We start from the raw sequence: 12,573 nt of genomic DNA on the forward strand, positions 1-12,573 counted from the left end.
AGTTGAAAACGAGGGGGCGCCCCTCATTGCCATTAGCTTTACCCTAAATAACGATAATAAATCGTTTTCGCCTCGTGCACGTCTTTCGTGCCGTGCACGAGCGCACGGCCGTCCCCAAATACAACGAGCCGCTTGTCGCCAAGGGAAACGGAGACGAGATACGGGTTGGCTTCGGCTTGAAGCCCTTGGCGGCGAAACAGCGCTGCTAATTCGTCTAAATCGTACTCACGCCGGCCGGACGGGCGGATTTGGACGGAATCGCGCCCGCACAACACGGCGGTTTTAGTCTGCTGTTCATAAGAAAGGAACGGATAGGACGGATGATGGCCGCACGTCGGGCACTCATCCCGTTTCACCGCATCAATGCGAATGGCCGCGTATTCGTTCGTCCAAAGATCAAACGAGACGAGCTTGCCGCGCAGCGCTGCCCAGTCTTCCACTAAAATTTTCAGCGCTTCAGCCGTTTGATAACCGACGACCATTTGCACAGCCGGGCTAATAATACCGGCCGTGTCACACGTCAAGCCCCCTTGCGGCACCGTTTCAAGCAGGCAGTATAGACAAGGGGTGCGCCCGGGGATGAAGGCGTAACTTAAGCCGTAGCTGCCGACGCAAGCGCCGTAAATCCACGGAATGCCGTATTTATAGGCGACGTCATTCATGACCATGCGCGCGTCAAAATTGTCAGTCGCGTCAATCAATAAATGAGGGCGCTGTTCGGCCACAAGCATCTCCAGCTCTTGTGCGCCGGCATCCCCAACAATGGCCTCAATGTTGACCTCGCTGTTAACTCGTTCGAGTCGCCGCTTGGCAGCGATGGCCTTTGGCAGCCGCTCTTTCGCGTCCGCTTCGCTATACAGCTGCTGGCGCTGCAAATTGCTCCATTCGACGTAATCGCGGTCAATGATCGTCAATTTGCCGACCCCGGCGCGCACGAGCGCTTCGGCATTGCCCGTGCCAAGCGCTCCGGCGCCGATTAAGACAACATGCTTTTCCCGTATTTTCTTTTGTCCTTCCTCACCGATCGGGGTAAACAATTGCTGTCGGGAATATCGTTCGTTCAAACAACACTCATTCCTTCCATTGGGCTGCTCGCTGACGCGTATCGTTTTTTCGGAATGCGCCCGGCTTCATAGCCAAGCCGGCCCGCTTCAATCGCCAACTTCATCGCTTTTGCCATTTTCACCGGATCAGCTGCGCCAGAAACAGCCGTGTTCAATAGCACCCCGTCCGCTCCTAATTCCATCGCCAGCGCCGCATCCGCCGGACCGCCGATGCCGGCATCGACAATGACCGGCACGGTCGCCTGCTCGATAATGAAGCGCAAATTGAGCGGATTCACGATGCCTTGTCCTGACCCGATGGGCGATGCTCCCGGCATGACCGCATGGCAGCCAAGCTCCTGCAGCCGTCTCGCCAACACCACATCATCGGACGTATACGGCAACACAATAAACCCTTCCTCAAGGAGCATTTCCGCTGCCTTTAACGTTTCAACCGGGTCCGGGAGCAGCGTTTTGTCGCAGCCGATCACTTCTACCTTAATCATATCACATAACCCGGACGCTTTCGCCAACCGAGCAATGCGCACCGCCTCCTCGGCTGTTTTCGCCCCGGCGGTGTTCGGCAGCAGCTTATATTTGCTTAAGTCCAGCTGTTCTAAAAAGTTCGGCTGCTCCGGAGAGAAAATATTCATCCGCCGGACGGCAAACGTCAAAATTTCTGCACCTGATGCTTCTACTGCCTTTTTTTGTACATCCAAATTTGGATACTTGCCTGTGCCAAGCAACAGCCGCGAAGAAAATTCATATGGACCGATTTTCAACATCTCAACCGCCTCCTACAAAATGAACGATTTCGACGCGATCGCCGTTCGCGAGCGCCGTTATTCCATACTCATGCTTTTGAATAATGCGGACGTTGACTTCCACAATGGCCAGTTTATTGTCAAGCCGGAAATGAGAAAGCAAATCGCTCACCGTTTTGATCTCATCGGGCACCGTAACGGTCTCCCCGTTAATGATCAACGTCATTCAATCCCCACCTTTTCTTCTGTATGGCGCGTCAACGAAAACGGCGACAAATCAACTCCCAGCTCTTTTCGCTCGACTAAGTCCGCCATTAGACGCCCGGTGATTGCGCTAAGCAAAATCCCGTTTCGGTAATGGCCGGCAGCGACAAACAAACCGCGCCGTTCCGGATGTTCGCCGATGTATGGCAAGCCGTCTTTCGTCTGCGGGCGGATGCCGCTCCACGCCCTTACCCATTCGGCCTGTTGAACGTCCGGAAGCAGGCGGGCAGCGCGGTGAAGCAGGCTCATCACCCCGCCGGCGGACACGCGCCGGTCGTATGTGCCCGGAGCGGATGTCGCGCCAATCAGCAGCTGGTTGCCCCGCTTCGGGACGATGTAGCAGCCGTTTTTCGCAAACACGGTCGCCTTTAGCAGCGGAACCGACGTGCGCACCATGACGCACTCCCCTTTGACCGGGTATACGGAGAGAGAAAGCCCAAGCAGTGCACCAAGCCGCGACGCCCAAGCGCCCGTGGCGATGACGACCGCCCCAGCGGCAAACGTTCCACCCGTCGTGTCAATGAGATGCCCGCCGGCGTCTGAACGGATGTTTACTACTTCCGTATGCTCATATAAGCGAGCGCCAGCTGATGCGGCAGCATGAGCGAGAGCGCTGGCCAAATCCGGGGCGCTCACTTGTCCGTCCCCTTCAATATACATGGCACCAACAATGGCTTCCGCTGCGAGGCGGGGCTCCATCTCAAGCGCTTCCTCCTTCGTCAGCCAGCGCACCGGCTGGTCGGTCGCACGCCAAAATGCATAATGGCGGCGAAGCTCATCCACCTCTTCGTCCGTTGCCGCTATTTTGATCATCCCGTTTTCAACAAGACCGATGTCAATCCCGGTTCGCCCTTTCAACTCTTCCACCAAGGACGGCATGAGGGCTCTGCTTTTTAAGGCGAACGGAACGAGCGGGCTTGGCGCGGAAAATTCTGCTTGCGCCCCGAGCATGCCAGCGGCCGCGCTCGACGCCTCGGCGCTCATCGTTCCTTTTTCCAAAATCGCGACGCGGTGCTGCCGCTTGGCAAGCTCGAAGGCAACCGCCGCCCCGATCACCCCGCCGCCGACAATCGCGACGTCATAATGATGTATCGTCATATGATCCCCTCCCCTTTAACCAATTCAGCAAGCCGTTTCGCCTCGCCGACCGGATCCGCTGCGAAAAAGACAGCCGACAACACCGCCACTCCCGCCGCGCCTGCTTCGAGCGCTTGACGGGCATTGCCGGCATGGATGCCGCCGATGGCAATGACGGGAATATGTACAGCAGCGGCTATTTCTTTGAGCGAGTCCACGCCGCGCGGCGGCAACCCGGGCTTGCTGCTGCTTGGAAAAACATGGCCGAATAAACAAAAGTGGGCTCCATCTTCTTCCGCCTGCCTCGCCTCCGCCAATCCATGCACCGAGCAGCCGACTGCCAAACTAGGGAACGAACGGCGGACAGCGCGCACCGGCAGGCTATGATAGGCGAGTTGCACGCCGTGGACGCCGTACACAGCGGCAACATCGACCCGGTCGTTGACGATGATTTTTTTTGGCGGCACTCCGGCGCGAAGCAGCGCGGTGACAAACGCGGCAACCTCGCGCGCCGTTTTCTCTTTTTCACGAATATGAATGGCGTCGGCGTACGGATGGATGTGCTGACAAATGGCAGCGAACTCATCGGCCGTCTGCCGACCGGTCGAAACGAAATGAAGCATTCCCATCGCGATCCCTTTCTTTCTACCGTACATCGTTGATCGAAAGATACGGATAATGAATGCCGACATAATAAGAAGCAAACGCCAACATGGCAAACAAAACAACAAACAGTACATCGTATTTGCTAAACCCGATTTCATAGTAAAACGTGCGCGGACCGCTGCCGGAAAATTGTTTCGCCTCCATCGCCACCGCGATGCGCTGGGCGCGGCGGATGCTTTGCGACAAAAGCGGGATGGCATAGCGCTTCACCTTGCTAAGCCCGCCGCGGCTTGGGACGCCGCGCACCTTCAAAGCATAGTGCACGGTTTGAAACTCCTCCATCATCATCGGCAGCAAACGGACGGCCGCTAAAAAGCTGTACGCATATTTCGGCTTGAGCTTCAGCTGCTGCATAAGCGAATAAAACAGGTGCACCGGCCGGGTCGTCAAAGAAAAAATCAATCCCAACAGCCCGAGCGCCAAAGCGCGGAATCCAAGATGCACGCCGCGCCAAAAGCTCTCTTCCGTAACATGGATGAGCCCCCAGCGAAACCATGTCGTCGTTCCCTCACCAAACATCATCATCGATGAGGCGGTGGAAACAAAGATGAGAAAGAACGGCAAAAACAGCCAGGCAAGCACATTCGCAGGATAGCCGGTCGCAAAGCAAAACAAAACAAAAAGGGCAAGAGAAAAATTGATGAGCACGTTCGGATTATGCATAAACAAAACGGCAAAAAAGAGAACAACGAGCACGATCAATTTCAAGCTCGGGTTCGTCTCATAAAGCCATGTCTCGCGGCGATGAATCTCCCATTTCACCGTCCCGCTCCCCCTTCGGCGAGCGCCAGCCGCCTGATGTCTAACCGCTCGTCCCGAACAAGCGCTCCGTCTTCAATCACCCAACGCCTCGTCGCAAAGCGGCGGACGATTTGTTCATCGTGAGTAACCATCACAATCGCTGCCCCTTGTTCACGGTACGACTCAAGCATTTCGAGCAAAGCGAACGTGCTTTTCGCATCCTGTCCAAATGTCGGTTCATCAAGCAAAAAGAGGCGCTGGCCGGCAACGATTGAAGCAGCCACGCTCAATCGCCGCTTTTGGCCGACTGACAGCTGGTACGGATGCATATCTTGCAGCTTGGCAAGGTCAAATTCGCGCAAAAGACGGGCGACCGTTTCTTCCGTTTCCTCCGTTGAACGCCCCTCGAGCCGGAGCGAATAGGCGAGCTCATCGCGTACGGAATGCGTGACGAACTGAAACTCCGGATTTTGAAACACAAAAGCGATGTAACGGTGCAACGGCTGCCGCTGCTTGACATCCTCCCCTAACAGCTGATAGTCTCCTTGTGTACGGATAAGCTGCATGAGCGCATGCAAAAGCGTGCTCTTGCCGGCGCCGTTTCGCCCGGTGACGGCAATCCATTCGCCTGCGCGCACCGTCGTTTCAGGGACGTTGATTTTCACTTCCCGGTTGCGAAAGCCGCGAAAATCGCGGAGGCAAAGGAGTTCCTCTCCTTCCCACCACTTCCGCCGCTGCGCCCTCCGGTCATATTCCTCCCAAACGCCTGGATGCCAAATGCCTTCGGTGCTCATGACGTCTTTATATTCAGAAAATATCCCCCCCGCCTTTCCGTCAGCCATCACTTGCCCATCGCGGCCGAGCAGGATAATCCGGTCGACAAAGTCAAGGACATGATCGATTTTATGTTCGACGATGACGACCGTTTTATCGCGGCCCACCTTCTTGACCGTTTGCCACACCGCCTTCGTCCCTTCCTCATCAAGCAGCGCCGTCGGCTCATCCAAAAACAGGACGTCCGGCTCAAGTGCGAGTACAGATGCGAGCGCCAGCCGCTGTTTCATCCCGCCGGAGAGAGTATGGATATCCGTATGCGGCGCGATTGCCAAGCCGACTTGATCCAACAGCGCGCGGATGCGGGCAGGCATCTCCTCGCGCGGCACACCTCTATTTTCAAGAGCAAACGCGATTTCCTCATCGGCGTACGGCATGCAAAATTGCGCATCCGGGTCTTGAAACACGTAGCCCCACCGTTTAGGCAGCTCGAGATGCTCCGCCTTCATCGGCACATCGATCGAATTCGGAATGATGCCGGCCATCACTTGCAGCAACGTCGATTTGCCGCATCCCGACGGGCCGAGAAGGAGCACTTTCTCCCCGGCGGCAATCGACAGCGAGAAGTCGCGAAACAACAGCTCATGATGTCCGGGAAATTTGAGGCGCAGTTGATCGATCGCAATCACATGTCCCATCATTTCCCCGCCGCCTCACCGGTTAAGCGCATCATAATCTTCCTTTGAAGCCGGACGCCACATTTGCGTCACCCCGGTTTTCTCAAGCGCCTTGGCCAACGAGACAGCGAACACGCCGGCAATGAGGATGGCGCCGGCAAAGCGCGCCAGCAAAAAAAGCGCCATGTTCCAAGGGGCCAACGCCTCAATGTACCCTTTGTAAAAGTCCATGATGAGCGAACCGACCGTCGCGCCGACCGCGCTTAGCGATACGACGAGCACGTCAAACCGCCGATAGCGGAACGCCGCAAACACGAGCTCGGCAAACAGCCCTTGAATGAATCCATAAATGAGCACTTCAAGCCCCCATTGCGACCCCATGATCAGCTCGCCGGACGAAGCCGCCATTTCGGCAAGCAACGCCACCCCCGGCTTGCGGATGAGCAAATAGGCGAGCGAAGAAGCAATAAACCACATGCCGTAAATCAATTGATCCGCATGAAACCCGAACACTTTCACCACTTCATATAATGGCCCCCATACTTTGTAAATGACGCCAAACACGACCGCAATTACAATCGTCGTCAAAATGTCAGCCAACTTCAATCCTTTGGTTGTCTTCTCCATCGCATGCCTCTCCTTCCATGATTGAACCGTACGTCACTCGTTCACCGCCGGCCTGACGGACCGCCATCGTTCGAGCCGGTACGCCATGTCCCAAAACTCATACTCATATTCGCTGCTGATCAAAAAATGCTGTTCCATCCGGCGCCGATCCTCTTCTGTGACAGCGGCAGCGATGACATCAAGCCGGGCGATCTGCTCTTCAACAAGCGAACGGAACCAATCAGAACTGTATGCACCGATCCATTTTTCGTAAATCGGGTCATTCGGTTGGCACGTTTTCAATCGTTCGCCAATTTCATAGTACAGCCAATAGCAAGGCAAAATGGCAGCGATGACGTCCCCTAAGTGCCCTTCATACGCAGCACGGTACATATGAGAAGTATAGGCGTACGCCGTCGGTGCGGGAACAAATGCTGCCCGCTCCTCTTCAGTAATGTTGAGCAGCTCGGCGAACGTTTCATGCAGCGACAACTCCGCCTCGCATGTGCTTTGCGCATGATGCGCCAGCCGAGCGGTCGAGGCCAAATCCGGCGCCTTTGCCGCCCCGATCGCCTGCACGCGGGCGAAATGGCGCAAGTAATACGCATCTTGCATCACATAATAGCGAAATTTTTCGCGCTCGAGCGTTCCTTGGCCGAGCTCTTGAACGAACGAATGGCGAAAACTCGCCTGCCAGATCGGGTCGGCGGCTTCGCGCACTCGCTTGGCAAAAGACATTCTTCCTCCCCCTTTTTGCAAAATAAAAACGCCGCTTCCTTTACCGACTAGCGTAAAGAAAGCGGCGTGAGCCTACAATGTCGCAAGGCAAAGCCATCGTCGCCTATGCATAGCTCCTCTCCACTTCCCTACGCTGGTATTACCCAGATCAGGTGCTAAGGGTCTCAAAGGCACACTTTGATCTCAGCCTTTCTAAAGGCCCCCCTAGTGGATGTTCCGTCATGATGCCATTGTTCTGTTTACATTTATCATATCACGGCAACGGCGGTTGTCAACCTTTTTTTCCGTCCTGCGTTGCGTCGCCCACCGCGATTCGCTATGATTAAAACGCAACGACTCACTATCGAATGGGAGTGGAACTACATGGCAAAAGTCATTTTAAAACGGCAGCGAAAAAAACGGCTTGAACAAGGTCATCCGTGGATTTTCCAAAGCGAAGTCGACCGCATCGAGGGCGACATCACGCCGGGCGACTTCGTTGACGTCTATAACCATCAAGGCTATTGGCTGGCGAAAGGGTACATCAACCCGGCCTCGCAAATCATCGTGCGCGTGCTGACGCAAAACCCCGATGACGAATTGGATGAGCGGTTTTTTATCGAGCGCATCCGCCAGGCATGGGCATACCGCGAACGGATGATCCCCGGCGTCCGCTCTTGCCGCGCCATCTATGGAGAGGCCGATTTTCTGCCGGGGCTTATCGTCGATAAATACGAGGACGTTCTCGCTGTGCAAATTTTGGCGCTGGGGATGGAAAAGCGCAAAGACTGGATTTTGCGCGGTTTGCTTGACGTGTTCGCGCCAAGAGCCATTTACTTGCGCAACGATGTGTACGTTCGGGAGCTTGAGGGGCTCGAACAAGAAAAAGGCTTTTGGTACGGAGAAGCGGAAACGGAAATCGAAATCGAGGAAAACGGCGTCAAATATATGGTCGATATTGAAGGCGGTCAAAAAACCGGCTTTTTCTTCGACCAACGGCAAAACCGCGCCGCCCTCCGCCCGCTCATCGGTCCGGAAACAACGGTGCTTGACTGCTTCACCCATACCGGTTCATTTACGTTAAACGCTTGTCTGTATGGGGCAAAGCACGTCACCGCCGTCGACATTTCCGAGCATGCGATTGAAACGGCGAAACGAAACGCAGCCTTAAACGGCTTTTCAAACGTCGACTTTGTCGTCGCCAACGCCTTTGACTATTTGCGCGAATCGGTGCGCGCCGGCAAGCAGTGGGATGTCGTCATCATCGACCCGCCGGCGTTTGCCAAGTCAGCCCATGCGGTCCCGAAAGCGCTGCGCGGCTATAAAGACATTAACTTAAACGGATTAAAGCTCGTCAAGGACGGCGGCTTTTTTGTCACTTCGAGCTGCTCGTACCATGTCCGTCCGCACATGTTCGAAGAGATGGTCGCCGATGCAGCGTTTGACGCCAAAAAAGTGCTTCGCCAAGTGTACTGGAACGGCGCCGGCTATGACCATCCGAAGTTGCTCGCTGCCGATGAAGGCGACTATTTAAAATTCGCCATTTATGAAGTGCATTCGCGGCGTTAAAGAAAAACGCTTAAGGGCAAGCCTTAAGCGTTTCTTTCTTGTCTCGGGCGAAGCGGCTGTTCTTTGCGCAACACGCTCAAATAAACGAGCATTGAAACAAACACCGAACCGGCGGCAGCTAGATAAATGCTCGGGTAGCCGAACCAATGGCTGATTTGCCCAAAGACGATGGCTCCGATGCCGACGCCTAAATCAAAAAACGAGAAAAACGTCGCGTTCGCCATCCCTTTCCGGTGAACAGGCGCCCGCTCCACCGACCATGCCTGCAGCCCTGGCTGCACCATGCCAAACCCAAAACCGTACAGCACTGCCGCAGCCAATAACGCCCATTCCCCCGGCAGCCAGGCGAGCATAAGCATCGCCAGCAAAATGAGCCCAGCGCCGGGAAGAAAGACAGCCCGATGACCTTTCCGGTCATACAGCTGACCAGCGAACGCCCGCGTGACCATTAAAGCGAGCGCGTAAAGCAAAAAGTAAAGCTGCAAGCCTCCGATCTGTTTTTGCGCTGTATATAAGGGCAAAAACGAGGCGATGCCGCCAAACGTCACCGTTAAAAAGAAGAGCAACACCGATGGAATCAAAGCCGTCTTTTCGTAAAGATCCCATTTGTTCACCCTCTGGCCATGTCCCGCCTCCGCTTTTTTATATGTAATCACAGCGGCAAACAACAAGGAGGCCACACCGAGCGCCGCACAAATCATAAATAAGTGGCTGTACGGAATGGCGGCTGCCAACACGAGTCCGAGCGACGGTCCAAAGGCAAGGGCGATGTTCCCTGACAGCCCGTAATACCCCATCCCTTCCCCGCGGCGGTTCGCCGGGATGATGTCTGTCGCCACCGTGCCGGATGCCGTTGTCGAAAACCCCCAGCCGATCCCTTGGACGACCCGCATCAAAAAGAGAAGAAAAATGCTCGAGATGAAGCTGTACGAGCCGACCGAAACGACGAAAATCACCAAACCGAGCAAAAACACAAACCGCCGCCCCCGCGTCTCAAGCGCATGGCCAGCGAATGGCCGGACGATGAGCGCCGAAAACGTAAACACTCCGACAACAAGGCCAATTAACTGATCATTGCCGCCTAAATGTTCGACAAACAGCGGCAATGTCGGCAGCGTCATTTGAAATCCGAGAAAGATGAAAAAGTTAGCTAAGCAAATTAAAACAAAATTGTGCGTCCAAATTTTTTCTTTTTGTTCCGCAACAACTTGCTTTTGTTGCGCATTCATGCCGATCCCCCTTATGAAATATGTATTTCGTGTCCCTTAATATTTGTCAGTATAACATAACTGTATGCTTCTGTTTAACCAAAATGTTTTTCATCCATATTTTTTATGTAAATGTAAAAAGCCGCCGAATTGGCGGCTTTTTACCATCCTTTCCGTTCGCGCAATGCCGTAATTTGCGCCGTATGATGCTTCCCATGCCATGTGTACAATGCCGTCAATACGTACAACGGCATCGTTTGTTTCGCCCCTTCCGGGCGAACAAGGCGGTGGAAATCCGCTTCCGTCATTGACTCAAGCAGCGCTGCCCATCGTGCGTGCAGTCCGTCAAGCAGCCGTAACGACGGTTCGATCGGCAGCGAGCGGGCGTCGGCCGTTTTTGCCCATTCACTTTCTTCAAACGGCTTAATGACCGGCGTATCCTCTGTCAAGCCCCATTTTGTGCGCAAAAATGCGTTCATGCTTGCGTCAGCCAAATGGTGGACGACTTGGGCCACAGTCCAGCCGCCGTCACGGTATGGCGTGTTTAACTGCTCATCGTTCAAATCGGAGACGGCAGCCCGCAATGCGCCTGGCAGCTCACGGACGGCGGCGATCCATCCTTGTGCCTCCTCCGTGCGAAACTGTGCCGGCGCTTGAAACGTTCCGATCGGGTAACGGATCGGATCGATCGTTGACATCGTTGATCATCTCCCTTCCACCTTTATTTATTCAACGCAAGGGAGCGAACTCCTTCTTATTCTTTCCAGACATAGACCCGAGCTTCATACGGTTTGAGCTTAAAGCGGGTCGCGTTTTTATGCGGCCGGACCGGATAGTTGCCAAGCACCAAATCGTCCGACTGAAGGCGGATGCCGTCATAGCGGTAAAGTGACGGGCGGTCCGACAAGTTGACGACTACAAGCGCGCGATCACGTCCGAGCGTTCTTGTGTACGCGTAAATGGATGGGTGGTTTTCCAAAAGCAGATCGTACGTTCCGTAAACAAACAGCTCGTTCGCTTTCCGAAGCTGAATCATTTGTCGATAAAACGACCATACCGAGTTCGGATCGCGCCGCTCGGCCTCGACATTGATCGTACGATAGTTTTCGTTCACCTTGATCCATGGCGTACCTGTCGTGAATCCAGCGTTTGAGGCACCAGACCATTGCATCGGGGTGCGCGAGTTGTCGCGCCCGGTTTTCCAAATGATCGTCATCGCTTCCTCATGGGTCCGCCCCTTCGCCCGTTCGAGTTCATACAGGCGAAGAGCGGACACATCACGATAATCACGGATGTCATCGAACTGCACGTTCGTCATACCGATCTCTTGGCCTTGGTAAATGAATGGCGTCCCTTGCATAAAAAAGTAGAGCGCGCCGAGCGCCTTTGCGCTCTCCGCCCAATAATTACGGTCATCCCCCCACGTCGAAACGGAGCGGGGCAAGTCATGGTTTTCCAAAAAGAGGGCGTTCCAGCCGCGGTTTTCTAACCCCTTTTGCCATTTCGTCAACGTCCGCTTCAGCCGACGGACATCGATCGAGCCATCGGTCCGCCGTTGCCATAGCCCTAAATGCTCAAATTGGAAAATCATATTAAAAATGCCGTCCTCTTCGCCCACCCATTGTTCCGCCTCGTCGACAGTCACCCCGTTCGCCTCGCCAACCGTCATAATATCATAACGCGCAAACGTTTGCCCTTTCAACTCTTTTAAATAATCCATAATTCCCGGCTGATTCATATGTCCAGCAAACGACGGAACGTACTTCAGTCCTTTCGGATTCGGCAAATCAGGTAGCCCCGGCTTTTTCTTAATATGAGAAATCGCATCAACGCGGAACCCGTCAATTCCTTTGTCAAGCCACCAGTTGACCATCTCATACAGCGCCTGACGGACTTCGTCGTTTTCCCAGTTCAAGTCGGGCTGCTTCACGTCGAAAATATGCAAATAATATTGTCCCGTCTGCTCATCATATTGCCATGCCGAGCCGCCAAAAATGCTTTCCCAGTTGTTCGGCTCGCGCCCGTCTTTGCCGTCGCGCCAAATATACCAGTCGCGCTTCGGGTTGTCCCGCGAGGAGCGCGATTCAATAAACCACGGATGCTCATCACTCGTATGGTTGATGACCAAATCCAAAATGACTTTCAACCCGCGCCGATGGGCTTGGGCAAGCAATTCATCGAAGTCATCCATCGTTCCAAACTCATCCATAATGGCATAATAATCGCTGATGTCATATCCGTTATCGGCGTTCGGCGACCGGTAAATTGGACAAATCCAAACGATGTCGACTCCAAGCTCCACCAAATAATCCAGCTTTTCGATGATGCCGCGAAGATCGCCGATGCCGTCGCCGTTGGCATCCATAAAGCTGCGCGGATAAATTTGATAGGCGACGCCCTCTTTCCACCATGTTTTTTTCAAGGCTGCCTCCCCCTTTGTGCACACGTTTTCACTATCCACTGTACA

13 protein-coding genes and 1 riboswitch are annotated in these 12,573 nt (G+C 54.4%); of the genes, 1 reads left to right on the forward strand and 12 read right to left on the reverse strand.

Going from position 1 to position 12,573, the window contains the following annotated elements:
* Positions 1–38: 38 nt before the first annotated feature.
* The 9 genes from B9L21_RS12955 to tenA are packed head-to-tail and all read right to left on the reverse strand — an operon-like array spanning position 39 to position 7,350.
* Positions 39–1,064 carry a thiazole biosynthesis adenylyltransferase ThiF gene (locus B9L21_RS12955; RefSeq protein WP_063166673.1) on the reverse strand — a complete coding sequence of 342 codons (1,026 nt, stop codon included), beginning with the start codon at positions 1,062–1,064 and terminating at the stop codon, positions 39–41.
* Positions 1,061–1,828, reverse strand: a complete 768-nt coding sequence (locus B9L21_RS12960; RefSeq protein ID WP_063166674.1) for a thiazole synthase — start codon at positions 1,826–1,828, stop codon at positions 1,061–1,063. The genes B9L21_RS12955 and B9L21_RS12960 overlap by 4 nt, the downstream gene beginning before the upstream one ends.
* Position 1,829: 1 nt before the next feature.
* Positions 1,830–2,033, reverse strand: a complete 204-nt coding sequence (gene thiS, locus B9L21_RS12965) for a sulfur carrier protein ThiS (protein WP_063166675.1) — start codon at positions 2,031–2,033, stop codon at positions 1,830–1,832.
* Complete coding sequence (thiO, locus tag B9L21_RS12970) at positions 2,030–3,169, reverse strand: glycine oxidase ThiO (protein WP_063166676.1); 1,140 nt, start codon at positions 3,167–3,169, stop codon at positions 2,030–2,032. The genes thiS and thiO overlap by 4 nt, the downstream gene beginning before the upstream one ends.
* The gene (gene tenI / locus B9L21_RS12975; RefSeq protein ID WP_063166677.1) at positions 3,166–3,777 is read right to left on the reverse strand and encodes a thiazole tautomerase TenI; all 612 of its coding nucleotides are present in this window, start codon (positions 3,775–3,777) and stop codon (positions 3,166–3,168) included. The genes thiO and tenI overlap by 4 nt, the downstream gene beginning before the upstream one ends.
* Before the next feature lie 16 nt (positions 3,778–3,793).
* Positions 3,794–4,576, reverse strand: coding sequence for an energy-coupling factor transporter transmembrane component T family protein (locus tag B9L21_RS12980; protein ID WP_063166678.1), 783 nt, complete (start codon positions 4,574–4,576; stop codon positions 3,794–3,796).
* Positions 4,573–6,027: an ABC transporter ATP-binding protein gene (locus B9L21_RS12985; protein WP_063167414.1), complete on the reverse strand. Its 1,455-nt coding sequence runs from the start codon at positions 6,025–6,027 to the stop codon at positions 4,573–4,575. Before B9L21_RS12985 ends, B9L21_RS12980 begins: the two co-directional genes overlap by 4 nt.
* A 15-nt stretch (positions 6,028–6,042) precedes the next feature.
* Positions 6,043–6,633 carry an ECF transporter S component gene (locus tag B9L21_RS12990; RefSeq protein WP_063166679.1) on the reverse strand — a complete coding sequence of 197 codons (591 nt, stop codon included), beginning with the start codon at positions 6,631–6,633 and terminating at the stop codon, positions 6,043–6,045.
* A 33-nt stretch (positions 6,634–6,666) separates the two neighbouring features.
* Entirely contained in the window at positions 6,667–7,350 is a 684-nt protein-coding gene (gene tenA / locus B9L21_RS12995; protein ID WP_063166680.1) for a thiaminase II, read from the reverse strand.
* Between the two features lie 108 nt (positions 7,351–7,458).
* A riboswitch (TPP riboswitch) is annotated at positions 7,459–7,566 on the reverse strand.
* Between the two features lie 147 nt (positions 7,567–7,713).
* Here tenA and B9L21_RS13000 point away from each other — a divergent pair.
* Positions 7,714–8,898, forward strand: a complete 1,185-nt coding sequence (locus B9L21_RS13000) for a class I SAM-dependent rRNA methyltransferase (RefSeq protein ID WP_063166681.1) — start codon at positions 7,714–7,716, stop codon at positions 8,896–8,898.
* A 23-nt stretch (positions 8,899–8,921) separates the two neighbouring features.
* On the opposite strand, the gene B9L21_RS13005 is transcribed toward B9L21_RS13000, so the two are convergent.
* The 3 genes from B9L21_RS13005 to B9L21_RS13015 all read right to left on the reverse strand — a co-directional run bounded on the left by B9L21_RS13005 (position 8,922) and on the right by B9L21_RS13015 (position 12,528).
* Complete coding sequence (locus B9L21_RS13005) at positions 8,922–10,127, reverse strand: MFS transporter (RefSeq protein WP_063166682.1); 1,206 nt, start codon at positions 10,125–10,127, stop codon at positions 8,922–8,924.
* 140 nt (positions 10,128–10,267) lie between these two features.
* Positions 10,268–10,804 carry a YfiT family bacillithiol transferase gene (locus B9L21_RS13010; protein ID WP_063166683.1) on the reverse strand — a complete coding sequence of 179 codons (537 nt, stop codon included), beginning with the start codon at positions 10,802–10,804 and terminating at the stop codon, positions 10,268–10,270.
* A gap of 56 nt (positions 10,805–10,860) precedes the next feature.
* Positions 10,861–12,528 (reverse strand): glycoside hydrolase family 13 protein, encoded by a 1,668-nt coding sequence (locus B9L21_RS13015; RefSeq protein WP_063166684.1) that lies wholly within the window; start codon positions 12,526–12,528, stop codon positions 10,861–10,863.
* Positions 12,529–12,573: the final 45 nt, after the last annotated feature.

This window comes from Geobacillus uzenensis (assembly GCF_002217665.1).
GTDB classification, from domain to species: domain Bacteria; phylum Bacillota; class Bacilli; order Bacillales; family Anoxybacillaceae; genus Geobacillus; species Geobacillus subterraneus.

Coding starts and splice junctions, on each gene's coding strand:
- B9L21_RS12960 (WP_063166674.1), bottom strand. CDS start 1,828: ATGTTGAAAATCGGTCCATATGAATTTTCTTCGCGGCTGTTGCTTGGC.
- thiS (WP_063166675.1), bottom strand. CDS start 2,033: ATGACGTTGATCATTAACGGGGAGACCGTTACGGTGCCCGATGAGATC.
- thiO (WP_063166676.1), bottom strand. CDS start 3,169: ATGACGATACATCATTATGACGTCGCGATTGTCGGCGGCGGGGTGATC.
- tenI (WP_063166677.1), bottom strand. CDS start 3,777: ATGGGAATGCTTCATTTCGTTTCGACCGGTCGGCAGACGGCCGATGAG.
- B9L21_RS12985 (WP_063167414.1), bottom strand. CDS start 6,027: ATGGGACATGTGATTGCGATCGATCAACTGCGCCTCAAATTTCCCGGA.
- B9L21_RS12990 (WP_063166679.1), bottom strand. CDS start 6,633: ATGGAGAAGACAACCAAAGGATTGAAGTTGGCTGACATTTTGACGACG.
- tenA (WP_063166680.1), bottom strand. CDS start 7,350: ATGTCTTTTGCCAAGCGAGTGCGCGAAGCCGCCGACCCGATCTGGCAG.
- B9L21_RS13000 (WP_063166681.1), top strand. CDS start 7,714: ATGGCAAAAGTCATTTTAAAACGGCAGCGAAAAAAACGGCTTGAACAA.
- B9L21_RS13005 (WP_063166682.1), bottom strand. CDS start 10,127: ATGAATGCGCAACAAAAGCAAGTTGTTGCGGAACAAAAAGAAAAAATT.
- B9L21_RS13010 (WP_063166683.1), bottom strand. CDS start 10,804: ATGTCAACGATCGATCCGATCCGTTACCCGATCGGAACGTTTCAAGCG.